Annotated in this window: 20 protein-coding genes; 12 read left to right on the top strand and 8 right to left on the bottom strand. The window is 68.6% G+C overall.

All coding sequences use genetic code 11. The features are described from left to right. The first annotated feature begins 23 nt into the window (after positions 1-23). Entirely contained in the window at positions 24-1,361 is a 1,338-nt protein-coding gene (gene glnA, locus QU603_RS07555) for a type I glutamate--ammonia ligase (RefSeq protein WP_308493864.1), read from the top strand. A 7-nt stretch (positions 1,362-1,368) separates the two neighbouring features. Then, on the top strand, positions 1,369-4,377 hold the full coding sequence (locus QU603_RS07560) for a bifunctional [glutamine synthetase] adenylyltransferase/[glutamine synthetase]-adenylyl-L-tyrosine phosphorylase (RefSeq protein ID WP_308493865.1): 3,009 nt from the start codon (positions 1,369-1,371) through the stop codon (positions 4,375-4,377). Positions 4,378-4,441: 64 nt separating this feature from the next. Here QU603_RS07560 and glnA (QU603_RS07565) read toward each other — a convergent pair whose 3' ends face one another. Beyond that, positions 4,442-5,866, bottom strand: a complete 1,425-nt coding sequence (gene glnA / locus QU603_RS07565) for a type I glutamate--ammonia ligase (RefSeq protein WP_308493866.1) — start codon at positions 5,864-5,866, stop codon at positions 4,442-4,444. A 121-nt stretch (positions 5,867-5,987) separates the two neighbouring features. Here glnA (QU603_RS07565) and QU603_RS07570 point away from each other — a divergent pair, with 121 nt between their 5' ends. After that, positions 5,988-6,416 (top strand): RDD family protein, encoded by a 429-nt coding sequence (locus QU603_RS07570; protein WP_308493867.1) that lies wholly within the window; start codon positions 5,988-5,990, stop codon positions 6,414-6,416. Positions 6,417-6,443: 27 nt separating this feature from the next. Here the strand turns inward: QU603_RS07570 and QU603_RS07575 are convergent, their stop codons facing one another. Next, on the bottom strand, positions 6,444-7,154 hold the full coding sequence (locus QU603_RS07575) for a DUF4191 family protein (RefSeq protein ID WP_308493868.1): 711 nt from the start codon (positions 7,152-7,154) through the stop codon (positions 6,444-6,446). A gap of 115 nt (positions 7,155-7,269) precedes the next feature. Here QU603_RS07575 and QU603_RS07580 point away from each other — a divergent pair, with 115 nt between their 5' ends. Next, positions 7,270-8,628: a hypothetical protein gene (locus tag QU603_RS07580; RefSeq protein WP_308493869.1), complete on the top strand. Its 1,359-nt coding sequence runs from the start codon at positions 7,270-7,272 to the stop codon at positions 8,626-8,628. Positions 8,629-8,655: 27 nt separating this feature from the next. On the opposite strand, the gene sucB is transcribed toward QU603_RS07580, so the two are convergent. The 3 genes from sucB to QU603_RS07595 all read right to left on the bottom strand — a co-directional run bounded on the left by sucB (position 8,656) and on the right by QU603_RS07595 (position 13,382). After that, complete coding sequence (gene sucB, locus QU603_RS07585) at positions 8,656-10,455, bottom strand: 2-oxoglutarate dehydrogenase, E2 component, dihydrolipoamide succinyltransferase (RefSeq protein ID WP_308493870.1); 1,800 nt, start codon at positions 10,453-10,455, stop codon at positions 8,656-8,658. An 81-nt stretch (positions 10,456-10,536) separates the two neighbouring features. Next, positions 10,537-11,910 carry a dihydrolipoyl dehydrogenase gene (lpdA, locus tag QU603_RS07590; RefSeq protein ID WP_308493871.1) on the bottom strand — a complete coding sequence of 458 codons (1,374 nt, stop codon included), beginning with the start codon at positions 11,908-11,910 and terminating at the stop codon, positions 10,537-10,539. After that, positions 11,907-13,382, bottom strand: coding sequence for a leucyl aminopeptidase (locus QU603_RS07595; RefSeq protein WP_308493872.1), 1,476 nt, complete (start codon positions 13,380-13,382; stop codon positions 11,907-11,909). Before QU603_RS07595 ends, lpdA begins: the two co-directional genes overlap by 4 nt. A gap of 80 nt (positions 13,383-13,462) precedes the next feature. Here QU603_RS07595 and QU603_RS07600 point away from each other — a divergent pair, with 80 nt between their 5' ends. The 3 genes from QU603_RS07600 to QU603_RS07610 all read left to right on the top strand — a co-directional run bounded on the left by QU603_RS07600 (position 13,463) and on the right by QU603_RS07610 (position 16,632). Further along, positions 13,463-14,395, top strand: a complete 933-nt coding sequence (locus QU603_RS07600) for a proteasome assembly chaperone family protein (RefSeq protein ID WP_308493873.1) — start codon at positions 13,463-13,465, stop codon at positions 14,393-14,395. A 216-nt stretch (positions 14,396-14,611) separates the two neighbouring features. Further along, the gene (locus QU603_RS07605) at positions 14,612-15,937 is read left to right on the top strand and encodes an RNA polymerase sigma factor (RefSeq protein ID WP_308493874.1); all 1,326 of its coding nucleotides are present in this window, start codon (positions 14,612-14,614) and stop codon (positions 15,935-15,937) included. Then, a complete protein-coding gene (locus tag QU603_RS07610; protein ID WP_308493875.1) occupies positions 15,934-16,632 on the top strand; it encodes a coenzyme F420-0:L-glutamate ligase in 699 nt (232 codons plus the stop codon). The genes QU603_RS07605 and QU603_RS07610 overlap by 4 nt, the downstream gene beginning before the upstream one ends. 27 nt (positions 16,633-16,659) lie before the next feature. On the opposite strand, the gene QU603_RS07615 is transcribed toward QU603_RS07610, so the two are convergent. Continuing rightward, entirely contained in the window at positions 16,660-17,679 is a 1,020-nt protein-coding gene (locus QU603_RS07615) for a sugar-transfer associated ATP-grasp domain-containing protein (protein ID WP_308493876.1), read from the bottom strand. Positions 17,680-17,836: 157 nt separating this feature from the next. On the opposite strand from QU603_RS07615, the gene QU603_RS07620 reads away from it, so the two are divergent. The 3 genes from QU603_RS07620 to QU603_RS07630 are packed head-to-tail and all read left to right on the top strand — an operon-like array spanning position 17,837 to position 20,582. Beyond that, on the top strand, positions 17,837-18,853 hold the full coding sequence (locus QU603_RS07620) for a sugar-transfer associated ATP-grasp domain-containing protein (protein WP_308493877.1): 1,017 nt from the start codon (positions 17,837-17,839) through the stop codon (positions 18,851-18,853). Between the two features lie 2 nt (positions 18,854-18,855). Next, on the top strand, positions 18,856-19,554 hold the full coding sequence (locus QU603_RS07625; protein ID WP_308493878.1) for an alanine racemase C-terminal domain-containing protein: 699 nt from the start codon (positions 18,856-18,858) through the stop codon (positions 19,552-19,554). Next, on the top strand, positions 19,551-20,582 hold the full coding sequence (locus tag QU603_RS07630) for an alanine racemase (protein ID WP_308493879.1): 1,032 nt from the start codon (positions 19,551-19,553) through the stop codon (positions 20,580-20,582). Before QU603_RS07625 ends, QU603_RS07630 begins: the two co-directional genes overlap by 4 nt. 70 nt (positions 20,583-20,652) lie before the next feature. Here QU603_RS07630 and QU603_RS07635 read toward each other — a convergent pair whose 3' ends face one another. Then, positions 20,653-20,874, bottom strand: coding sequence for a DUF7455 domain-containing protein (locus QU603_RS07635; protein ID WP_308493880.1), 222 nt, complete (start codon positions 20,872-20,874; stop codon positions 20,653-20,655). 158 nt (positions 20,875-21,032) lie between these two features. Here QU603_RS07635 and QU603_RS07640 point away from each other — a divergent pair, with 158 nt between their 5' ends. Both QU603_RS07640 and lnt read left to right on the top strand, forming a co-directional pair. Then, a complete protein-coding gene (locus tag QU603_RS07640; RefSeq protein WP_308493881.1) occupies positions 21,033-23,108 on the top strand; it encodes a DNA gyrase/topoisomerase IV subunit B in 2,076 nt (691 codons plus the stop codon). A gap of 40 nt (positions 23,109-23,148) precedes the next feature. Beyond that, the gene (lnt, locus tag QU603_RS07645) at positions 23,149-24,681 is read left to right on the top strand and encodes an apolipoprotein N-acyltransferase (RefSeq protein WP_308493882.1); all 1,533 of its coding nucleotides are present in this window, start codon (positions 23,149-23,151) and stop codon (positions 24,679-24,681) included. 69 nt (positions 24,682-24,750) lie between these two features. On the opposite strand, the gene QU603_RS07650 is transcribed toward lnt, so the two are convergent. Further along, on the bottom strand, positions 24,751-25,119 hold the full coding sequence (locus tag QU603_RS07650) for an RNA polymerase-binding protein RbpA (protein WP_308493883.1): 369 nt from the start codon (positions 25,117-25,119) through the stop codon (positions 24,751-24,753). Positions 25,120-25,163: the final 44 nt, after the last annotated feature.

The following is a 25,163-nucleotide window of genomic DNA, read 5'->3' on the forward strand; positions in this document are numbered from 1 at the left end:
CCGCGCGGGCAGAGGAGATGACGATGGACAAGCAACGCGACTTCGTGCTGCGCACGATCGAAGAGCGTGGCGTCAAGTTCGTGCGGCTGTGGTTCACCGACGTGACCGGCACGCTCAAATCGGTGGCGATCGCGCCTGCGGAGGTCGAAGGAGCGTTCAACGAGGGCATCGGCTTCGACGGCTCCGCGATCGAAGGGCTGACGCGGTCGTACGAATCCGACCTGCTGGCCAACCCTGATCCCACGACGTTCCAGATCCTGCCCTGGCGCGGAGAGATCGACCCGACCGCGCGGATGTTCTGCGACATCACCACGCCCGACGGCCAGCCCGCCGTGGCAGACCCGCGGCAGGTGCTCAAGCGAACCCTGGCCAAGGCCAGCGACGCGGGCTTCACGTTCTACACGCATCCCGAGATCGAGTTCTACCTGCTCAAATCGTCCCGGCTCGGGCCGGAGGGGCCGATCCCCGTGGACTCGGCCGGCTATTTCGACAACGTGCCGGGGGGCACCGCGCACGACTTTCGTCGCAGGTCGGTGCGCATGCTCGAAGACCTGGGCATCTCGGTCGAGTTCAGCCACCATGAGGGCGGACCCGGTCAGAACGAGATCGATCTGCGCTACGCCGACGCGCTGACGACGGCCGACAACATCCAGACCTTCCGCACCGTGGTCAAAGAGGTCGCCATCGAGCAGGGCGTGTACGCGACGTTCATGCCCAAACCGCTCAGCGGCCGGCCCGGCAGCGGCATGCACACGCATATGTCATTGTTCGAGGGCGACGCGAATGCGTTCTACGAGGAGGGCGCGCAATACCAGCTCTCGCAGGTGGGTCGGCAGTTCATCGCCGGGCTTCTGCGCCACGCGAACGAGATCGCCGCCGTGACGAACCAGTTCGTCAATTCGTACAAGCGGCTGTGGGGCGGAGACGAGGCGCCGAGCTTCATCTGCTGGGGTCACAACAATCGCTCCGCGCTCGTGCGCGTGCCGATGTACAAGCCCACCAAGGGACAGTCGTCGCGGGTGGAGTACCGCGCGCTGGACTCGGCGGCCAATCCGTATCTCGCGTACGCGCTCCTGCTCGCGGCCGGGATGAAGGGGATCGAAGAGGGCTACGAGCTGCCGATCGAAGCCGAAGACAACGTGTGGTCGCTCAGCGACGCCGAGCGACGGGCACTGGGCTACGCGCCCCTGCCGGCGAGTCTGGATCATGCGCTGGAGTACATGGAGGACTCGGAGCTGGTCGCCGAGACGCTGGGCGAGCAGGTCTTCAACTACGTGCTGCTGAACAAGCGACGCGAGTGGGAGGACTACCGCTCCCAGGTGACGCCGTTCGAGCTGGCACGCAACCTCGAGATGCTCTGAGGCCGGCGTGGCCTCGGCAGATCGCGCATCGGGCCTGACCGCGCTCGCGCGCGTCGGCTTCACGCGGCTCGCCGAGGCCGACCAGTGCCTGAGCGAGCTGGTCGAGCTGACAGGCGCTGATCGGGAGGCGCAGGTCACGGCCGCGGCGATCGCCGCTGACCCGGATGCGGCACTGGACGGGCTGCTTCGCGTCGCCCGGCGCGATGCCTCCCCGGTACGCGCCGCCTTGGGCACCGCGGCGGGGCTGGTGACGGTCTGGGCGGTGCTGGGGGCGTCGTACGGCTTCGCGGACTTCTATCTGCGGCATCCTGAGGAACTCGCCGATCTGGCCACGCCGCGAGACGCTCTGCCCACCGCCGACGAGCTGCGCGGGCAGCTGTTGGATGCCGTGGCCGCACGCGACGGCTTCGCTGCGGTCGGCGACGACGCCGCGTGGTCGGCGCTGAGGGTGCGCTACCGGCGGATGCTGGCGCGCATCGCGGCGTTCGACCTGCAGAGCTCTGACCCGGTCGAGGCGGTCGCCGACGTGTCGGTGGCGCTGGCCGACGCCGCCTCGGCGGCGATGGAGGCATCCCTCGCGGTGGCCCGCACACGAGTGGCACGCGGCGGCGCGGTCGGTCTGTTCTCTCGCGAAGAGGTCGCCGCGACCCGTCTTGCGATCATCGGTATGGGCAAGTGCGGCGCGCGGGAGCTGAACTATGTCAGCGACGTCGACGTGATCTTCGTCGCCGGGATCGGTGAGACCGCCACGGGCGCCGTCGGGGCGCCCAGCGAGGGGCGGGCCATCGACATCGCCACGCGCCTGGCTGTGCAGACCATGCGCGGCATCTCGGGAATGGAGATCGAGCCGCCGCTGTGGGATGTCGATCCCAATCTGCGCCCCGAGGGCAAACAGGGCGCGCTGGTGCGCACGCTCGAGTCCCACCTGACGTATTACGACCGCTGGGCGCACAGCTGGGAGTTCCAGGCGTTGCTGAAGGCCCGAGAGATCGCCGGCGACCCGGCGCTGGGCGCCGAGTACGTCGCCGCCGTACGGGAGCGGGCGTTCCAGAGCGCGTCGCGTGAGAGCTTCGTCGACAGCGTTCAGCAGATGCGCGAGCGGGTCACCGACAACATTCCCGACGACGAAGTCGCCTATCAGCTCAAACTCGGTCCCGGTGGCATCCGCGACGTGGAGTTCACGGTGCAGCTGCTCCAGCTCGTGCACGGTCTGACCGACCCGGCGATCCGACAGCGTGGCACCCTGGCGGCGCTGTCGGCCCTCGTGGAGGAGGGCTACATCGGCCGCACCGATGCTGCCGCCTTCGATCACGATTACCGCGTGCTGCGGGTGCTCGAGCATCGCGTGCAGCTGCGCGGACTGCGACGGACGCACCTGATGCCTCAGGCGGTCGAAGAGCGCCGTGTGCTGGCACGGGCGAGCGGGCTCGCTCCCAGCGCCGACGGCGTGTGGGAGGTCTGGGAGCAGGTCAAGCGCGAGGTGCGCGACATCCATGTGCGACTGTTCTACCGGCCGCTGCTGTCGGCTGTGGCGGCGCTGCCCGAGGAGGGGCGCAGCCTCTCGGCTGTGCAGGCACATGATCGGCTGGCTGCGATCGGGTTCACCGACCCGGCCGGGGCCCTGCGGCATATCGCGGCGCTGACGGCGGGCATCAGCCGGAAGGCCACCATCCAGCGGCACCTGATGCCGATTCTGCTGCAGTGGTTCGCCGACGGGGTGGACCCCGATGAGGGGCTGCTCGCCTTCCGTCGGATCGCCGACCGCCTGGGCGAGACCCCGTGGTTCCTGCGCATGCTGCGCGATTCTTCCGCCGCCGCAGAGAACCTCACCAGGGTGCTGTCGGGCTCGCGTTACATCGGCGCTCTCATGGAATGGATACCCGAGTCGGTCGCGTGGCTCGACGACGCCGCACAGCTGCGTCCGCGCGGGGCGGAGGCGCTGGCGCAGGAAGCTGCGGCGATCCAGACCCGGCACCGCGGCATCGGCTCGGCGATGCGCGCCGTGCGCGCGCTGCGACGCCGCGAACTGCTGCGGACGGCGATGGGCACGGTGCTGGGGACCCTCACGCTCGAAGAGCTCGCGCGGGCGCTGACGGCGATCACCGATGTCACGCTGCAGGCGCTGTTGCGCGCCGTGTACCGGGATGCGGTGCCCGACGAGGATGCCGCTCTCGAGTTCGCCATCATCGGAATGGGCCGCTTCGGCGGCCAGGAGCTCGGCTTCGGGTCGGATGCCGACGTTCTTTTCGTGTACCGCGCCGAGGGACTGGATCCCGAACGCGGTCGGACTCTGGCGATGCGCCTGGTAGCGAGCCTGCGCGAGCACGCGGAAGATCAGCGGGCCCCGTTCGACCTCGACGCCGACCTGCGGCCGGAGGGACGCAACGGCCCGATCGTGCGTTCGCTGGAAGCGTATCGCGAGTACTACCGGCGCTGGGCGGTGTCATGGGAGGCGCAGGCGCTGCTGCGTGCACGCCCAGTCGCCGGCGACGAGCAGCTCCTGGCGGACTTCATGGCCATGGCCGACGCCGTGCGCTACCCGGCGGACATCGATGACAATGCCATCCGCGAGATCAAGCGCATCAAGGCGCGCGTCGAGTCCGAGCGGCTGCCGCAAGGGGCCAGTCCCGACCGGCATCTCAAGCTCGGTCCGGGCGGGCTCAGCGACGTGGAGTGGCTCGTGCAACTGCTCCAGCTCGAGCACGCGCACGAATTCGCTGACCTGCGGACGACCTCGACCCTGACCGGGCTCGATGCCGCCACGGCCGCAGGCCTGATTCCGCGCGCCGGTGCGCAGCGGCTTGCTGAGGCGTGGCGGCTGGCGAGCCGGCTGCGCTCGGCCAACACGCTGCTCAGCGGCCGCACCGCCGATGTGCTGCCGGCCGATCGTCGGCAGCTCGATGGCATCGGCCGGCTGCTGGAGCTGCCGCCGAGGTCGGCGACCGCGGTCGAAGAGGGCTGGATGCGGGCTGCCCGCCGCGCGCGCCGCGTGTTCGAGAAGCTGTTCTACGGCTGAGCGCGGCGGTGGGATGCCGAAGGCCCGACGGGACGGATCCCGCCGGGCCTTCAGCATCCATCGATCACACGCCGTAGTACAGCTCGTACTCGAAGGGGTGCGGCCGCTGCGAGAGCGGCTTGATCTCGTTCTCGACCTTGTACTCGATCCACGTCTGGATCAGCTCTTCGGTGAACACGCCCCCCGCCGTGAGGAACTCATGGTCGGCCGCGAGGGCGTCCAGCGAGTCCTGCAGCGAGTTCGGTACCTGGGGAATGCCCTTGGCCTCCTCGGGGGGCAGCTCGTAGAGGTCCTTGTCGATCGGCTCGTGCGGCTCGATGCGGTTCTTGATGCCGTCCAGACCCGCCATCAGCTGCGCGGCGAAGGCGAGGTACGGGTTGCCCGAGGCATCCGGCGCGCGGAACTCGATGCGCTTCGCCTTCGGGCTCGTGCCCGTGAGGGGGATGCGGATGGCGGCCGACCGGTTGCCGGCGGAGTAGACGAGGTTCACGGGGGCTTCGAAGCCCTTGACCAGACGGTGGTAGCTGTTCAGCGTCGGGTTGGTGAAGGCCAGCACCGACGCGGCGTGCGTGAGCAGTCCGCCGATGTACCAGCGGGCGACGTCGCTCAGGCCCGCGTAGCCCTTCTCGTCGTAGAAGAGCGGCTTGCCGTCCTGCCACAGCGACTGGTGGGTGTGCATGCCCGAGCCGTTGTCGCCGAACAGGGGCTTGGGCATGAAGGTCGCGGTCTTGCCCCACAGCTCAGCGGTGTTCTTGACGATGTACTTGAACTTCAGGATGTCGTCGGCGGCGTGCACCATCGTGTCGAAGCGGTAGTTGATCTCCGCCTGCCCGCCCGAGCCCACCTCGTGGTGCGCGCGCTCGAGCACGAGCCCGGCATCGATCAGCTTGAGGCTGATGTCGTCGCGCAGATCGGACTGCTTGTCGACAGGGCTGACCGGGAAGTAGCCTCCCTTGAACGGCGTCTTGTTGCCGAGGTTGCCGCCTTCTTCGTGTCGCCCCGTGTTCCAGGCGCCCTCTTCGGAGTCCACGGAGTAGAAGCTGGTGTTCTGCTTCACCTCGTAGCGGACGTCGTCGAAGATGTAGAACTCGGCCTCGGGGGCGAAGAACGCGGTGTCGGCGACACCGGTGGACGCGAGGTACTTCTCCGCCTTCTTCGCGACCTGACGGGGATCCTTGCCGTACACCTCGCCGGTGCGCGGGTTGTAGATGTCGAAGATCATGATCAGCGTCTTCGCGTCGCGGAACGGGTCGAGGTAGGCCGACGTCACGTCCGGGATGAGCTGCATGTCGGATTCGTGGATGCTGGCGAAGCCACGGATCGATGAGCCGTCGAACATCTGCCCGACGCTGAAGAAGTCCTCATCGACCGACGACGCCGGGATGTTGAAGTGCTGCTGGACACCCGGCAGATCCGTGAAACGGATGTCGAGGAACTTGACGTCCTCTTGCTTGATGTAGGCCAGCACTTCTGCGGGGTCACGGAACATGTACTCTCCAGTTCGACGGAAATCGGTGCCCTCGGGGCGTTCTTGAACCTAGCCATGTCGCGTTGCCCGGTCGTATCCCACGTGTTTCCGGCATGTTACACGGACGTCGTAGGCTGGTGATGTGCCCGACGCGACCCCTTCAGAGTATCCCGGCCAGCGTTTGGGCCTTCCGGCCACAGGGCCAGGAAGCATCGGCCGCTTGGGTCGGCGCCTGGGAGCACTGGCGATCGATGTGGCGACCGCGGCCGTGGTCGGCTACGCGTTCTTCCACAGCACCGACCCCGTCACCGGGCTGCTGGTGGCCGATCCGTGGGCGGCCAACATCATCTTCGCGATCGTGCAGATCGTGTTCATCCCCACCATCGGCGGCAGCCCGGGGCACCGGCTGGTCGGCATGCGCGTGGTGCGGACGCCCGGCGGCTGGGTCGGGTTGTGGCGGCCGATCGTGCGCACGGCGCTGCTGTTCCTGATCATCCCCGCACTCGTCTGGGATTCAGACCAGCGCGGGTTGCACGACAAGGCCGCGGGAACGGCACTGATCCGGGCCTGACACCGACCGTGGCGGCGGTCGGGCGTGTCAGCGCGGCCGCGGTGCGCGCGCGCGCAACGGGTCGATGCCCTTGGGGATGGGCAGCGAGGCAAGGGACTGCGACACCGAGTCGATCCGCTTGATGACCGCGGCCTGCGTCGCGCGGTTGATGGCCTTGGGCAGCTTCTTGATCTTCTTCGACAGATCCGCGATCGCCACGTCACCGTCGCCGTGCCCGACGTACAGAACCGTCACCGGCACGCCGCTGGCCACGCGCTTGACCTTCGATCGCTCTTCATTGACCAGACGGGTCAGGCGCCCGCGGGCGCCTTCTCCGACGATGACGACGCCGCCGCGGCCCACAGCCCGGTAGACGGCCTCCTGTGTCTTCGGGTTCACACCCACAGGTGTGTCGCTGGCCGCCCAGCTGCGGCCGAGGGATGTCGACAGGACGTGACCGGTCGCTCCCGGTCGTCCGTCGATCTTCTGGTACATCGCGCTCGTGGACAGACGCGTCATCACCATCAAGCCGGCGAGCACGCCGAACAGCAGGCCGGTGAAGCCCCAGAGGATGACCGACCACACCGCAACCGGCGGCAGGAGGAAGCCGATCAGGACGCCGACCCAGATGCCGACGATCAGAATGCCGATCAGCGCCCAGGGCAGCCAGGGGAACACGTCCTTCGTGAACGTGAAGAGAGACGTGAGCTGCTTGAAGAAGTTGGGCTTCTTCTCGGGCTGGGGACTGCGTGCGGCCATGCCCTCCAGCCTACCTTTTGCATCGGCTCCTCCCCAGCCGAGGACGAGTCGCCTGTCGTGCACAGTTTGCGGCGCCGTGCCTTCCCGGTGCATCGCACTCGGTCACACTGGCTGCATGGTGTCTGTGATCTCGCCGCCGGACCGTGTGACGCTGCCGGCCGGTCCGCGTCCCGTGCGCACCGTCACGCCGCCCGAGAGCCCGTGGCCTGCCGTCCTGGCGCAAGGCGCCGACGGGGCGCCCTGCCTGCTGGTGTCCGCCGACGCGGTGCCCGACTCGCCGAGCCTCCTGAGCGATGCCGGTGGGCATCTCGCGGTCCCCGACGACCTGGTCCGCAGCGAAGACGGCCACGTGCTGGTGATGCCGATGTGCGTGCGCCGAGTCAGCGAGTTCCTGCAGGAGCGCGACGATGCGTCGGCGCCGCTGTCGGACGGCGAGGCGGTCACCCTCGCCGTGAGCGTTGCCCGGGGCACGGTGGCGGTGCTCACCTCCATGGCCGCCGATGAGTGCGCGACGGGGGAGTGGTGGCTCTCGGACGACGGTCGTCCGCTCCTGGTGCTCGGCGAGGGCGCTGATGTGCGCACGGCCGCGCAGGAGATGCTGACCCTGATCGCGGAGGGCTGCCGCACGGATGCCGGCGGCGTGCGTGCGGCGGTGACCGCGTCGGCCGCGCTCGTCACCCGCGACGCCGGCCTCGGGCACGCACTCGACGAGGCCGAACGGCTGCTTTTCGCCGTGGCCGCAGCGGAGCCGCTGGCCACCGCAGTGCTCGCGCCGGCTCGTGCGCGCCGGGTCTCGGTCACTCGGGATGATGGCCTCCCACCCTCGGATGCGCGCCCGGGTCGCACGTGGGCTGCGCTGGTGCCGCACGTCGACTCGGAACTCGGTGAGATCCTCTCGCGCATCGGCATGGCCGTATGGCGGCGCGTGCGGGCCGACCGCCCGAGGACCGACGCGGTACGCTCGCACCGGCGCCCGCTGCTATGGGCGGCCGGGGTGGTCGCCGCTGTGATCAGTGTGGGGCTTCTCTGGCCTCAGGGGTCCGAAGCGCCGGCCGCGGCTGGAACCGGGGAGCAGGCATCGTCGGGCCCGTATGCGACGCCGGTGACGGATCCCTCCAGGTCACCGTCGGCGAGAGCTCACACGTCGACATCCGGCGATGGGCGGGCGGTGGATGCTGCGCGCAGTGCCAAGGCCTCGGATGCCGCGCCTGCGCTGTTGAGTCGGTGGACGGGGTGCGCCGACGCCGCGTGCCGCGGACGTCTGCAAGAAGACCCGGATGCCGTATGGCGGGGCGGGGCGGCCGGCCTGCCGGCTGCGCAGCGCACCCTGACGATGCTCGATGACTTCGGGGACGTCGCAGTCCTGCGTGCCCATGCGACGTCGGGCGTCGAGCCCGATCAGCTCGTGGTCATCGTGCACAGGGACGACTCATGGCTGCTGCGCGACATCCAGAATGTCGCTCAGCAGCCATGAGCCCGACGGTATCGGCGCCGGATCGGTTCAGATGCCGAGGTTCGCGTCGAACGCTGCCGCCTCCAGGCGCGTGCTCACTGCGGCGAGGAATCGCGCGGCGTCGGCTCCGTCGATGATGCGGTGGTCATACGACAGTGCGAGGTAGACGTACGAGCGGACGGCGATGGCGTCTACCCCGTCGACCTTCACGATCCCCGGCCGCTTCACGACGATGCCGGTGCCCAGGATCGCCGACTGCGGCAGGAAGACCACCGGGGTGTCGAACAGCGCACCGCGCGAGCCGGTATTGGTCAGCGTGAACGTCCCACCGGCCAGCTCGTCGGGCTTGAGCTTGTTCTCGCGCGTGCGGGCCGCCAGGTCTGCGATCTCGTGGGCGATCTGCGCGATGCTCTTCGTGCCGGCATCGTGGACGACCGGCGTGAGCAGGCCGCGGTCGGTGTCCACCGCGATCGACAGGTTCTCGGATGCCGGGTAGACGATCTGATCGCCTTCGACGGTCGCGTTCACGATCGGGAAAGCCTGCAGAGCCTCGGCGGCCGCCAGAGCGAAGAACGGCAGGAAGGAGAGCTTGTTGCCGGTCTTGGCCAGGAAGTCGTCCTTGACGTGGTCGCGCAGTGCGGCCAGAGCCGTCACATCGACCTCGACGACCGTCGTCAGCTGGGCGGTCTGCTGCATCGAGGCGACCGCGCGTTCGGCGAGCACCTTGCGCAGACGCGTCATCGGCTGCGCGGTGCCGCGCAGAGGCGAGACCTCGACAGGGGCAGCCGCTGCGGCAGCAGCAGACGGGGCAGCCATCGCCTCGGCCGCGCGAAGCACGTCCTCCTTGCGGATGCGTCCGCCGACGCCTGTTCCATGGACGGTTGACAGGTCGACGTCCTGCTGCGCGGCCAGACGGCGCACCAGCGGGGTGACATACGTCGCCTCGTCGTCGGTGGTCGCCGTTCCCGCAGGAGCGGGCGTCGCGGGCGCGGCAGCCGGAGTGGCGGGGGCTGCCGGAGCAGGAACCGCCGAGGCGGGGACGGCAGCAGCAGGCGCTGCCGGAGCGGGAGCGGCAACAGCGGGCGCGGCAGGCTGCGCGGGAGCAGGCGCGGGCGGCGCCGCGGGGGCAGTAGGCGCGGCTTCCGCGGGCGCTGCCGTCTCGGCCGGCGCAGCTGCGGCAGCACCACTGCCGATGCGGCCCAGCACCGAACCGACCTCCACCGTCTCGTCCTCGGCGACCAGGATCTCCTGCAGGATGCCGGCCAGCGGCGACGGGATCTCGGTGTCGACCTTGTCGGTGGAGATCTCCAGCAGGGGCTCGTCCACCGCGACCTCGTCGCCGACCTGCTTGAGCCAGCGGGTGACGGTGCCTTCGGTGACGCTCTCGCCCAGCTCAGGGAGGACGATGTCCTTGCCGGCCGAAGCGGGAGCGGTTGTCGTCGGTCCTGCGGCGGCGCCAGCCTCTTCGGGCGCCGGAGCCGGTGCGGCCGGTTCCTCGGCAGCAGGCGCCTCTGGCTCGGCGGGCTGCTCGGCACCGGACTGCTCAGCGCCGGACTGCTCGGCCGCCGAAGCCTCAGCGGCGGAACCCTCGGCGGGCGCGCTCGTTCCGGTGCCGTCGCCGATGCGCGCGAGCACCGCACCGACCTCGACGGTCTCGTCTTCGGCGACCATGATCTCTTCGAGCACGCCGCTGACCGGCGACGGGATCTCGGTGTCGACCTTGTCGGTGGAGATCTCGAGCAGACCCTCGTCCTCGTTGACCGTGTCTCCGACATTCTTGAGCCAGCGGGTGACCGTTCCCTCTGTGACGCTCTCGCCGAGCGCGGGGAGGACCACGGATGTGCTCATGGGTATGTCTCCTTTTAAAGCCGATGTCGTCTCTAGCTTACTGATGCCGTGACGCTTGCCGACGTCGCGGCCGGGACGCGGTCAGAGCGCATGCAGGGGCTTGCCCGCCAAGGCGAGGAAGGCCTCGCCGAGCGCTTCGCTCTGCGTGGGGTGGGCGTGGATGAACGGTGCGATGTCTTCGGGGTGGGCCTCCCAACCGACGGCCAGCTGGCCCTCGGTGATCAGTTCACCCACTCGGTCGCCGATCATGTGCACACCCAGCACGGGCCCGTCGGCCTGGCGCACGACCTTGACCACGCCAGAGGTGCCGATGATCTCGCTCTTCGCGTTGCCTGCGAGATTGAACTCGTACGCCTTCACCCGCTCGGCTCCGAACGCATCGACCGCCTTGGCCTCGGTCAGCCCCACCGAGGCGACCTCGGGGTGGCTGTAGGTGACTCTGGGGATCTGCGCTTCGGGGACGGCGACCGGGCTCAATCCGGCGATCTTCTCTGCGACGAAGATTCCCTGTGCGAAGCCGCGGTGGGCCAGCTGCAGTCCGGGAACGATGTCTCCCACAGCCCAGACGTGATCCGCGTCGGTGCGCAGGTGCTCGTCGGTGCGGACGAACCCGCGGTCCAGCACGACGCCTGCCTCTTCATAGCCGAGGCCGGCAGTGGCAGGTCCCCGTCCGACGGCCACCAGCAGGTGGTCGGCCTCGAGCGTCGTGCCGTCCTCGAGCGTGATGGCCACGGCATCCTCGGTCTGTGTCGCCTGGGCGAACCGCACACCGAGGGTGAAGGCGATCCCGCGCCTGCGGAATGCGCGCTCGAGCCCCTTGCTGAGGGCCTCGTCCTCGTTGGGCACGAGGTGCGGCAGTGCTTCGACGATGGTCACTTCTGCGCCGAATGAGCGCCAGGCGCTGGCGAATTCAACGCCGATGACGCCGCCGCCGAGGATCACCACCCGCTGCGGCACCTCGTCGAGGACGAGGGCCTGTTCGCTGGCGATGATGCGCCCGCCGATCTCCAGTCCCGGCAGGGAGCGGCTGTAGGACCCGGTGGCCAGCACGACGTCGGTGCCGTGCAGCACGTCATCGCCGACCTGCACCGCAGGACCTGCGATGAGACGGCCCTCGCCGGGTACGACGGTGATCCCACGCGCCGAGATCAGGCCCTCCAGGCCCTTGTACTTCTTGGCGACGATGCCCTCGCGGTACGCACGCAGCGCGTCGATGTCGACGCCGTCCAGCTGCGCCCGGATGCCGAAGGATGCCGATTCCCGCGCGTAGTCTGCGACCTCCGCCGCGTGCAGCAGTGCCTTGGTCGGAACGCACCCGCGGTGCAGGCACGTGCCGCCCACCTTGTCCTTTTCGACCAGGGCGACGGTTTTGCCCAGTTCGGCCGCTCGGAGCGCTGCGGCGTATCCGCCGCTGCCGCCGCCGAGGATGACGATGTCGTACGTTGTCTCGGTCATGCTGCGACTCCTTCGAGGAACGCGATCAGCGAGCGGACGGTGGCGCCCGTCGGACCCTTGTCGGTGAACCCGTATGCGCCGGTCGAATTCTCGCCCGACCCGGCGATGTCCAGATGGACCCACGGGATGCGCGCGGCGTCCGTCTCATCCGACGTGCGTCCGACGAACCGCTGCAGGAACAGTCCCGCGAACAGTGAACCGGCAGATCGATCGCCGATCTTCGCGTTGCGCAGGTCGGCGATGGGGGAGTCGAGTTCTTTCTCCATGTGCGCCGGCAGCGGCATCCGCCACGCCGGCTCGTCGGTGCGCGCCGCCGCGGCGAGATACTCCTCGACGGCGGCGTCGGAGCCCATCACGCCGGTGTGGCGGTTGCCGAGCGCCACCACGATGGCTCCGGTGAGGGTGGCAACGTCCACGATGACGTCGGGATGCTCGCGGCTCGCGGCTGCGAGGCCGTCGGCGAGCACGAGTCGGCCTTCGGCGTCGGTGTTGAGCACTTCGACGGTGGTCCCGTCCACGATCCGCAGCACGTCGCCGGGGCGGATCGCGGTGCCCGAAGGCATGTTGTCGGCCACGCACAGCCAGGCCGTCGCATGCACCGGAAGGCCGCGCTGGGCGGCTGCGCGCACCACGGCCAAAGCGGTGGCCGCGCCGCACATGTCGTACTTCATGCCGACCATGCCCGCAGGGGGCTTGAGCGACAACCCGCCCGTATCGAACGTGATGCCCTTGCCGACCAGCGCGATGTGCCGGTCGGCGCCCTCGGGCGCGTAGTCGATGCGGATCAGGCGCGGCGGACGGGCTGATCCCTGCCCGACGCCGAGGATCCCGCCGAAGCCGCCATCGGCGAGGGCCACTTCATCGAAGACCCGCACGTCGACGGGCAGACCCGCGAGCGACTCCGCGGCATAGGTGGCCAGGTCTGACGGGCTCAGCCACTCGGCGGGGGTGGCTCCGAGGTCCTTGACCAGGGCGACGGCCTCAGCCGTCGTGCGAGCGCTGTCGACGTCGCGGTCGGTGAGGTCCGCACCGTGCACGGCGACAGACGCTGCCGGCCGCGGGGCAGGCTCTCCCGACTTGTAATCGGCGAACCAGTATCCGCCCAGAGCCGCGCCCTCCAATGCGGCCACTTGCTGCGCCCGGTCGGCAGCGGGGACGTTCAGCGCGATCGATGCGAAACCGGTCAGGGTGCGCACCGCCGCTCCCACCGCGTCGCGGGTGGCCGCGGCGTCCGGTGCCGTGCCGAGCCCCACGACGGCCAGGCGCATCGCGGACGCATCCGGGGCGGGCACGCGCGCGACGCTGCCCGCGGCGCCGGTGAAGCCGACCGCGTCGAGGGCCTCGATCAGGCCTGGCCAGTCGTCGACCGTCCCTGCGCTGCCGGCTTCGTGGGCGGGCAATGCGAGAAGGATCAGTTCGGCGTCGGATTCACGGATGGGCGCGTCGCTGCGCGCCAGCGTCGGAAACGGCATGGGACCCATCCTACGAGCGGTTGTGTTCGCTGACAGCGGGATGCGGGCGCACGGCCATCCGCCGCTCGTAGAGTGGGGACATGGTCGATTCCGGGTCGCTGTTCGAGCGCGCAGTGTCCGCTCCGCCGGTACCGCGCGGGCTGCCGCTGGTCATTGCGCTCACAGGGTTCACCGATGCCGGGGCGGCGGTGTCTCAGCTCATCGAATACCTGCGCGACGATCTGGAGTCGTTCCCGCTGGCGGTGTTCGACAACGACATCCTTCTGGACTTCCGTGCTCGTCGGCCCATCGTCTCCTTCGACGGTGACAGGCTGACGGACTACCAGCCCTCGCGTCTGGAGCTGTCCTTCGCGCGAGACGCCATGGGCCAGCCCTTCCTCATGCTCACCGGGTACGAGCCGGACTTCGCGTGGGAGGCGTTCAGCCGCGCCGTCTTGGGGCTGGCCGCCGAATACGGGGTGTCAACGGTCACCTGGATCAATTCGATCCCGATGCCCGTCCCGCACACGCGGCCCATCGGCACGACCGTCAGCGGAACGCGCGCCGAGCTGACCGCGGCCCACTCCGTCTGGCGTCCGCACACGCAGGTTCCCGGCACTGTCGCGCATCTGCTGGAATTCCGCCTCGCGCAGACAGAGACACCCGTGGCTGGCTTCGTGCTCCTGGTGCCGCACTACTTGGGTGACACAGAGTATCCGGCCGCGACGCTGGCGGCGCTGGACAGCATCAGCGCTGCGACGGGTCTGGTCTTCGACGGCGACGACCTGCGCGCGCAGAACAAGCAGTTCCTCACGCGCGTGGAGCAACAGGTGGGCGAGAGCGATGATCTGACACGCATGCTGCACGGACTCGAAGAGCGTTACGACGCGTACATGGCGGGCTCGACCTCGGCGACGCCGATGGTGCACACGGGAGACCTGCCCAGCGCCGATGAGCTGGCCGCAGAGCTCGAGCGCTTCCTGGCATCCCGGCCTTCCGGCGACGAGGACAAGCGGCCCGGAACGCTCGGCTGACGCGGTCGGAATACCCTGCACCGCCAGGACGTTTGACCACTGTGAAGCCAGTGTCGAGAAGTCCGGGGCGCCGCCCGGAGTGTGCGATACTGGAACACCGACCCGTTGTCAACGGGCGCGGCGGGCTCGCCCCGACCGTCGCCTGGACTTGACAAGGGTCTTACTAGTGTCCGAGATGACCGGGGACGGCGCGACGCTCCCGGCGAAAGGCGAAACGTGACCGCAGGCACGAAGACCACCACCCGCTCCCGCGCGAAGGACACCGCTGTCGACGCCGAGACCGAGACGACCGCAGAGGCGACCTCTGCCGCGACGGCAGAGACCGAAACCGCAGCCAAGACTGCCACGAAGTCGGCGAGCACCACGACGACCAAGAAGGCTCCCGCGAAGAAGGCTCCTGCCAAGAAGGCCCCCGCCAAGAAGGGCGGTCGGAAGGCCGCCGCCGCGGACGACGACGTGGAACTCGACGAGCACCACGGCACGAAGACCGATGAGCACGATGATGAGGACGACGAGGCTGGCGACGGCAAGAAGAAGGAGTTCACCGAGCCCCTTCCGTCGGGTGCCATCGTCATCTCGTCGAAGGACGAGGACGACGTCCCCGTCTACTCCACTCAGATCACCGGCGCCACGGCGGACCCGGTCAAGGACTATCTGAAGCAGATCGGCAAGGTGCCGTTGCTGAATGCGGCCGAAGAGGTCGAGCTGGCGATGCGCATCGAGGCGGGCCTGTTCGCCGAAGAGAAGCTGTCGCACATGTCAGCGGCGGAGAAGTCGTCGCAGCTGGGTCTGGACCTGCAGTGGGTCGCCCGTGACGGTCAGCGCGCCAAGAGCCACCTGCTGGGCGCGAACCTGCGTCTGGTCGTCTCGCTCGCCAAGCGCTACACGGGTCGTGGCATGCAGTTCCTCGACCTGATCCAGGAGGGCAACCTGGGCCTGATCCGTGCGGTCGAGAAGTTCGACTACACGAAGGGCTTCAAATTCTCCACCTACGCCACATGGTGGATCCGTCAGGCGATCACCCGCGCCATGGCCGACCAGGCGCGCACGATCCGCATTCCCGTGCACATGGTCGAGGTCATCAACAAGCTGGCGCGCGTACAGCGCCAGATGCTGCAGGACCTCGGTCGCGAGCCCACGCCGGAAGAGCTCAGCCGCGAACTGGACATGACGCCCGAGAAGGTCGTCGAGGTGCAAAAGTACGGTCGAGAACCGATTTCGCTGCACACACCGCTCGGAGAGGACGGCGACAGCGAGTTCGGCGACCTGATCGAGGACACCGAGGCGGTCGTTCCGGCCGATGCGGTCGGCTTCACGATGCTGCAGCGTCAGCTCGAGTCTCTGCTGGACTCGCTCAGCGAGCGTGAAGCGGGCGTGATCCGCATGCGCTTCGGGCTCGGGGACGGCCAGCCCAAGACGCTCGACCAGATCGGCGACACGTTCGGTGTGACCCGCGAACGGATCCGCCAGATCGAGTCGAAGACCATGGCCAAGCTGCGGCATCCTTCCCGCTCGCAGTCGCTGCGGGACTACCTCGAGTGAGCGGTCAGGCCAACGACGGAAAGGCGCTGACGGCCACCGTCGACGGAGCCGTCTATGCGCGCATCCCGATTCGCACACGCGTGGTGATGCCGGGCGACGACCTGGACGCGTTCATCCGCGAGTATGCGGCCGATGAGGTCGTCGGCGGCGACACGCTGTTCGTGACCGAGAAGATCGTCGCGATCACGCAGGGCCGCTCATACATGGTCTCCGAGATCGAGCCGCGCAAGCTGGCGTTCTTCCTCGCGAAATACGTGACGAAGACGCCGTACGGCATCGGTCTGGGCATGCCGGAGACGATGGAGATGGCGTTGCGCGAGTGCGGCACGCCCCGCATCCTGTTCGCCGCCGCCGTGGCCGCCGTCACCAAGGCCTTCGGTCGCAAGGGAGACTTCTACCGCATCGCCGGTGACCGGGCGCGGGCGATCGACGGCCCCACCAAGCACACGATCCCGCCGTACAACCAGGCGGTCGTGCTCGGTCCCGAGCGTCCGCGCGAGGTGTCTGCACGCCTGAAGCAGCTGTTGGGCGGGCGATGCGACGTGGCGGTCGTGGATATCAACGACCTCGGCGGCAACATCCTCGGCTCCACGCTGGACAAGGCGGGGGAGCGGCGGCTGGCGGCGATCCTGCGCGACAACCCGCTGGGTCAGGGACACGAGTCCACGCCCCTGGGGATCATCCGCGCGGCCTGAGCCGGCCTGCCGCGGCAGCGGCCCGTGTCAGAGAGCCAGCCCCGTCGCATCGCGATAGCGGCTGAGCAGACCCGTGCGCACGCCCGAGACGGTGGGCTTCATCTGGAAGACGCTGGAGTTGTGGTTGGCCTCGATGACGGCCGGGCCGTCGGGCGTGATCGCGATGTCCCAGCCCATGTAGGGGATCTGCGGCAGTCGCCGTGAGAGCCGTTCTGCCATCGCGACGGCCTCGCGGTACATCGGCACGCGCAGCCCCTTGATCTGCACGCCCGTGACCGGGTGCGTCTCATAGACGTGGCTCTGCTTGTCGACGCCGGCGTACAGGGCGACGCCGTCGTCGTCGAGCATCGTGAACATGCCGCCGCCGGCGAAGTTGTCGATGACGCCGCCGTTGCCGATGCGCAGGACCCCGGCGATGACATGGAACGTGCCGTCCTTGCCGAGGAAGGTGACCAGCCGCACCGTGTTCACGCTTCCCGGATACACGGCGGCGAGATCAGGATGCTGCGGCAGGACCTCTTCGATGAGCGTCTGGTCTTTCGCGACCTGGCCGGCGCGCCAGGCGGTCACGTCGCCGATGTCGGCGGTGGTCACCCGGTCGATGCCGCCGCCGCCGAAGCCGTTCGTGGGCTTGGCGATGACCACGTCGTGGCGGCGCAGGAATGCGCGCAGCTCATCGTCGTCCGCGATGCGCACATCGAGCCATTCGCGGCGGATGTCGTCGGCGAAATCCTGATAGAAGCGCGGCTTGTCTTCGACGAGGGGACGGGCCTGGGCACTGTTGAGCATCCTGGTGATCCGGAACGACTTCGGGTGCGTCATCCACGTCGCCCGCTCGCGTCCCTTCAGCAGCCGGATGTCCCACACGGCGTAGTCGCGGAAGCCCATGTCGTAGCGCACCGAGCACCACAGCATGTCGGCGATGATCACCGCTGAGGGGGCCTTGGAGACGCGCTTGACCTGATCGGTGAACTCGGCGAGGTTCGCGGGGCTGAGTTTGCGGGCACGGCCCGCCAGATAGCGCAGCCGGACGGCGAGTTGACCCATGCGCTCGAACGTATCACGGGCCGATCCGGCGCCCGCTCGTGGCGATCGGGCACGGTGCTCAGAGGATCGCCAGGGGCCCGCGACTATGCTTGATCGGTCCCCGAATTCCCGGTCCGCGACCTGCGCCCGGACGTGCATGGAAGGCGATTGCGCTCGAATGAAGATCGATCTGAATGCCCGCGTGAAGTACTTCGCCGGCCGCATCGGCGCGTTCCGGCCGTCGCGGGTCACGACGTTCGCCCGTCAGATCGCCCGCGAGCAGGGCAAGTGGATGCCGGCGGTCGCCGTCGACATGCTGTGGTCGGCCGCCTTCCACGACACAGCCTTCATCGACTACTACGAAGCGGACTTCGCGGCACTGAGCCGCCGTGAGCGCAAGACGTTCATGACCTCACTGGTGCAGCACCACATCGCGAACCGTCTCAACGACGTCGAGGTGGCCGAGATCCTCGTCGACAAGCGGCGCTTCCACCGCGCGTTCGGGGAGTTCACGGGGCGCGAATGGCTCGACCTCGGCGAGGCGGACGCGACGGCGCTGGAACAGTTCGCGCAGCGTCACCCGGTGCTGATCGCGAAGGAGCCGATCAGTCGTGAGGGCAAGGGGGTCTTCCGTTACCACGCCGAGGAGATCACCGACTGGCAGGTCTTCTACGACGACCTGGTCGGCAAGGGGCAGGTCCTCATCGAAGAGGCCATCATCCAGCATCCCGCTCTCGCGCGCTACTGCGCGGGCACCGTGAACACGACGCGCATCGTGTCGTACTTCGACGGCGAGAAGGTGCACCTCGTCTCGCGCGTGCAGAAGTTCGGGCGCGGAGCGGTCAGCGATCAGTTCACGTGGGGCGGCTTCTTCACGATGCTCGACGCCGACGGCAAGGCCGTGGGCAAGGGGCACTCCGGCAAGAACAACACCTTCTACCCGGTGCACCCCGACTCGGGCGTGTCGATCCCCGACTTCCAGGTGCCGATGTGGGAGGAGGTCGTCGCGCTGGTCGATCGGGCGGCGCGCGTGCTGCCCGCGGTTCCGTACGTGGGCTGGGATGTCGCGGTGACCCCGGACGGTCCTGTGCTCATCGAGGGCAACTGGATCCCCGGCCTGTACGAGACGCGCGTGACGGCCACCGGCATCCGCACAGGGTCTCGGCCCGAGCACGAAGCGGTCATGACCTGGTAGCCATGACCGCCACAGGCCGCCCCGCACCGGTGCGTGCGCTCATCTCGATGCGTGCGCTTGCGGGCAACGCCGCGCAGGTGCGTGCCGGCGGCGCGACGTACGCGGATGTTCGCAGGGATGCCTGGGGCCACGGTCTGCTCTCCTGCGCGCAGACCCTCATCGACGCAGGTCTTGCGCTGCGGGTCGATGAGGCCCAGCGCGAAGCAGTGGCCGCGCTCGGCGGCACCGTGGATCTCAGAGCGGGCGGCGAAGACGGTCCGGCGGCCGACCTGCACACGCTGTGGGGACTGCCGGGGGGTCGGGGAAGGCCCGTCATGCGCCTGCACGGCAGCATCCTGAGCACGAAGGTCCTGCGCACCGGCGAGGGTGTCTCGTACGGCTACCTGTTCCGCGCGCCGCACGACACCGTCGTGGGGCTGGTGTCGGGCGGGTACGCGCAGGGCATCGTCCGACAGCTCGGCGGCACCGCGCGCGTGCGCGTCGGCGCGGCAGCCGCGCCGATCGTCGGGCGGGTCGCGATGGACGCGTGCGTCATCGACCTCGAGGGAGTGGATGCCGCAGCCGGCGATGACGTGGCCTTCTTCGGCGAACCCGCCGCGGGCGAACCGGGGCTGGACGACTGGCTGCGCGCGACCGGACTGCGAGCCGCCGAGATCGTGAGTCTGGTCGGGGCTCGAGCGCAGCGCGAGGTCACGGCGTGAGCGGGCGGTACGAGGTCGATCTGCGGCAGTTCTCCGCGAATCTGCACCGGGTGCGCGAGGTCCTGGCCCCGGCCGCACACATGCTAGTGGTCAAGGACGACGCCTACGGACACGGACTGGGTCCGATCGTCGAGTGCGCGGTGGCAGAAGGCGTGCGGTGGTTCGGGACGTTCGACGTGCCGACAGCTGTCGCCGTTCGCGCGTCGGCGGGCCCCGCGCCCAGAATCATCGCGTGGACCGTCTACGACGATGCCGACCTCGACGCTGCGCTGGAGGACGGCATCGATCTGGGGCTGGGCACCGCGGAGCTGATCGGCCGGACGGCAGCCTGGGCCCGTGCACGCTCTGCCACCGTGCGAGTGCATCTGAAGATCGACACCGGACTGCACCGCAATGGCATCAGACCCGAGGACTGGCAGAGCGCAGTCGACGCGGCCCTTGCCGCCCGGGCCGAGGGGGTGCTGGAGATCGCGGGTGCCTGGAGCCACATCGCCGAGGCATCCGATGCCGAGGACGACGCGGCACGGGCGGTGTTCGTGAACGGGCTGAGGGCGTTCGGCGCACACAGACCTCTGCGCCACCTGGCCGCCAGTGCGGCGGCCTTCGCCCGCCCGGACTTCCGGTTCGACCTGGCACGCATCGGCGCCTTCTCGTACGGCATCCGCCCCGCAGGCGGACCCTCAGACGGCGAGCTCGGCATCCGTCCGATCGGCACCGTCTGCGCGACCGCCACGCACGTGGCCGCCGACGCTGTCGTTCTGGACGTGGGCGCGCTGGACGGCCTGGACTCGCGGCTTGCAGGCAGGCTGACGGTCGGCACGCCCGCGGGGGAGCGGTTGCTGCTCGAGGTCGGCGACACCTGGTCTCGCGCAGCCGGCTGGCCGGGTGCGCAAGCGGGCGATGATGTGGCACTGTTCGGCGGTCGCGCACCGATGACCGCCACCGACGTCGCCGAGATGCTGGACACGATCGGCGAAGAGGTCGTGCTGCGCGTGTCGCCGCGTCTGCCGCGGCACTACGTGCGCTGAGACGACGAAAGCGGGCCGGAGACCGGACCCGCTCTCGTCAGTCGCTGGGGCGAAGCGCAGACGGCTTCGTTCAGACGGCTTCGTTCAGACGCGCCGTCTCGTCGTGCCACGACGTGGCGATCGCGCGAAGCTTCTCTTCGTATTTGTGTCCGTGGTGTGCGCAGAACAGCAGTTCGCTGCCGTTGACCTGAGCTGCGATGTACGCCTGCGCGCCGCAGGCGTCACAGCGATCCATCGCCGTCAGGCGGTATTCGACGATGCCCTGCTCCTCGGGCGTGGTGAGTGTGTTCATCGTCGGCCTCCCCGTCCGTCTCGATCGAACCGTTCAAGAAATACAACCACGCCCCGGCAGGGCGAATGCCGGGAAACAGCAGCAGTTCGCTCAGCGCGTACGCAAACGGGCCGACCCGCGTGGCAACGCGGCCTCGCGCGCGGCGCTGGATATCCTTGATGATTGTGACCTCTGAGTATTCCGCCCATCATCTGCAGGTGCTCGAAGGGCTCGAGGCGGTCCGCAAGCGGCCTGGCATGTACATCGGCTCGACCGATTCGCGCGGCCTCATGCACTGCCTGTGGGAGATCATCGACAACTCCGTCGATGAGGCTCTCGGCGGGTTCGGTGAGCGCATCGACGTGGTCCTGTTCCCCGATGGCAGCGTCGAGGTCCGCGACCAGGCCCGTGGCATCCCCGTCGACATCGAGCCGCGCACCGGGCTGTCGGGCGTGGAGGTGGTGTTCACCAAGCTGCACGCGGGCGGCAAGTTCGGCACCGGGTCGTACAGTGCCTCCGGTGGGCTGCACGGTGTGGGCGCCTCGGTGGTCAACGCCCTCTCCGAGCGGCTGGATGTCGAAGTCGATCGCGAGGGCAAGACCTGGGCGATGTCGTTCCGGCGCGGAGAGCCGGGTGTGTTCGACGGCGAGGGGCCCGACGCGCCCTTCACCCCCTTCGAGAAGGCGAGCACGCTGCGGGTCGTGGGCAAGGTCGCCAAGAAGGTCACCGGCACCCGGATCCGCTACTGGGCCGACCGTCAGATCTTCACAAAGGACGCAGCGTTCGGCTTCACCGAGCTCGAACAGCGCGTGCGCCAGACGGCGTTCCTGGTGCCGGGGCTCGAGCTGGTCATCCGCGACGAACGCAACGGCGACTCCACTGAGTCGGTGTTCCGCTTCGACGGCGGCATCTCCGAGTTCGCCGAGTTCCTCGCCCCCGACGCGCCGGTGACCGACACCTGGCGGCTGACCGGATCGGGATCGTTCAGCGAGACAGTGCCGGTGCTGCAGCCCACCGGAGCGATGATTCCCACCGAGATCGAGCGGCGGTGCGATGTGGATGTCGCCGTGCGGTGGGGGACCGGATACGAGACCGTCACCCGCTCGTACGTCAACATCATCGCCACGCCCAAGGGCGGTACTCACCAGCAGGGGTTCGAACAGGGACTGGTCAAGGCGATCCGCTCGCAGATCGATCAGAACGCCCGCAAGCTGAAGGTGGGCAACGACAAGCTCGAGAAGGACGACATGCTGGCCGGCATGACCGTCGTGTTGACGGTACGACTGCCCGAGCCTCAGTTCGAGGGACAGACCAAAGAAGTGCTCGGCACGCCCGCGGTGCGTCAGATCGTCTCGAATGTCGTGAACAAGGAGCTGACGGCGCAGCTGACCTCGTCAAAGCGCGACGACAAGGCTCAGGCGAGCCAGCTGCTGGACAAGATCGTCTCGGAGATGAAGGCGCGCATCTCGGCGCGCACGCACAAAGAGACGCAGCGGCGCAAGAACGCCCTCGAATCCTCGTCGCTTCCGGTGAAGCTCGTCGATTGCCGCTCCAACGATGTCGCGCAATCCGAGCTGTTCATCGTCGAGGGGGATTCGGCGCTGGGCACCGCGAAGCTCGCGCGCGACAGCGAGCACCAGGCGCTGCTGCCGATCCGCGGCAAGATCCTCAACGTGCAGAAGGCGTCGATCAGCGACATGCTCTCCAACGCCGAGTGCGCCGCGATCATCCAATCCGTGGGGGCCGGGTCGGGGCGCACGTTCGATCTCAGCGCCGCACGCTACGGCAAGATCATCATGATGAGCGATGCCGATGTCGACGGTGCGCACATCCGGACCCTGCTGCTGACCCTGTTCTTCCGTTACATGCGGCCGCTCATCGAGGCGGGTCGTGTCTTCGCCGCCGTTCCGCCGCTGCACCGGGTGATCGCGATCAACCCGGGCTCCAAGCCCAACGACATGATCTACACCTACAGCGAGCAGGAGCTTCATGCGCTGCTGACCAAGCTCACCAAGGCGGGCAGGCGCTGGCAGGAGCCAGTGCAGCGCTACAAGGGCCTGGGCGAGATGGATGCCGAGCAGCTCGCCTCCACCACGATGGATCGCTCGGGACGCCTCCTGCGGCGCGTGCACGTGGACGACGCAGAGGCCGCCGCGCGGGTGTTCGAGATGTTGATGGGCAGTGATGTGGCCCCGCGCCGCTCGTTCATCGTCGACTCGAGCGACCGGCTCGTGCGTGACCGCATCGACGCCTGATCCGTCGGGAACGACGCCGCGGCTGACTTAGGGTTGATGGGTGCCCGAACACCGCGCCTCGTCGCGCCCTCTGCTTAGGTTGGGCGTGGCCGCCTTCCTGGCCGCCGTCGCCGGTGCGAGCCTCACCCTGGCGTTTCCCGCAGCGAGCTGGTGGCCGATCGCGTTTCCGGCCGTCGCCCTGGCGCTGCTGACGCTGATCGGTCGGCGAGTGTGGGGTGCCGTGCTGGTCGGCTTCATCTTCGGGATCGCCTTCTTCCTGATCAATGTGTCCTTCACCGCCCGCTATCTGGGCCCGGTGCCGTGGCTCGCGCTGTCTGTGCTGGAAGCGGTTCTGACCGCGGCGTTCGCCATCCCGATCGCCCTGGCGTATCGCTGGTGGCCTTCACGACGCGCCTGGTGGCGCCTGGTGGCGCTCCCTGCCCTCGTGGCGGGGCTGTGGACCATGCGGGAGCAGATCCTCGGCTCCTGGCCCTATGGCGGCTTTCCGTGGGGCAGGATCGGCGTGACACAGGTCTCCGGTCCGTTCGCGCCGGTGGCCTCATGGGTCGGGATGAGCGGCGTGACCTTCCTGGTCGTGTTCGTCTGCGCTGCGGCGATCGAATATGTGCGCGTGCGGCGCCTGCGCGACGTGCGCACCGCGCTGCCTGCCGTGGTGGCGCTGGCGCTGCTCGCGTTCGTTCCCCAGTTCTCGACCGCATCGGCCGGGTCGATGCGGGTCGGCGCGGTGCAGGGCAATGGGCCCACCGGCTACTTCGACAGGCGCGCCCCCGGTGAGGTCTTGAACGCCCAGCTGAAGGCGACCGCACCCTTGGTTGGAGAGAAGATGGACGTGCTGCTGTGGCCGGAAGGCGGCGTGGACTCCGATCCGACCAACGATGACACGACGGCAGAAGTGCTCGACCGGCTGTCAGAGGCGGTGGATGCCCCGCTGATCATCAGCGCCGTCACCCAGCGCGGAGCGGACCTGTACAACTCCTCGCTGCTGTGGAAGGCCGGCGCGCAGAACCCGGTCCGGATCTACGACAAACGGCATCCGGTGCCCTTCGGCGAGTACGTGCCCGATCGCTGGCTGTACCGCTTCTTCGCCCCCGACCTGATCGATCTGATCCAGCGGGAGTACACGCCGGGCACCAGGCCTCCGGTGTTCGATGTCAACGGCGTCGGCGTCGGTCTGGCGATCTGCTTCGACGTGATCTATGACGACGTCATCTGGGACGGCGCGCGGGACGGCGCGCAGGTGTACATGTTCCAGACGAACAACGCCGACTTCCGGGGCACCGACGAGAATCTGCAGCAGCTGGCGTTCGCCCGCATGCGCGCGATCGAGACGGGGCGCGCGGTCGTGAACCTTTCCACCGTGGGCACGAGCCAGATCATCGCGCCTGACGGCACCGAGATCGACGGTCTGAAGGCAGGGACGGCGGGGGCCATGCTCGACGACGTGCCGTTGAGAGCAGGGCTGACGTCCGCCGTGGTCATCGGCCCGACGCTGACAGTCGTGTTCGGGTGGGGGAGTGCGGCCGTCCTGGCCGCCCTGGGCGTTCTCCGGTGGCGCAGACGCCGTCGCGCATGAAATGACGAATGCCGGCCCCGCGGGGCCGGCATTGCAGTGTGGTTCAGACGGGGCGACCGCCCGAACCGCTCACGCAGTGAGCTTGGTGTCGCCGCCGCGGCGTGACCGCAGCAGCGCCAGGCGCTCTTCGAGGAGTTCTTCGAGCTCGGGAATCGTGCGGCGCTCCAGGAGCATGTCCCAGTGCGTACGCGGCGTCTTGTCGGCGCTGTGGTCGATCGTCGCGGTGCCCTCGCCGATGCGGAGAACAGCCTCGGCGCCGCACGTGCGGCATTCCCAGGTCTCCGGGACCTCGGCGTCGGCAGCAAAAGTCAGCGTGGTGTCTCGTCCGCATGCCGTGCATGCGTACGTCCTCTGCATGCGCTCATGGAAAATGACGCCCTCTTCGCTCTGTAAGCTCTGGGCGCCGAGTCGAATGCCGCGCAAACTGCGGTCTGCCATTGTGTGGTCCTCTCGTCGCTACACAGGTATAACGCGGTGACCTG

The organism is Microbacterium terrisoli (assembly GCF_030866805.1).
GTDB classification, from domain to species: domain Bacteria; phylum Actinomycetota; class Actinomycetes; order Actinomycetales; family Microbacteriaceae; genus Microbacterium; species Microbacterium terrisoli.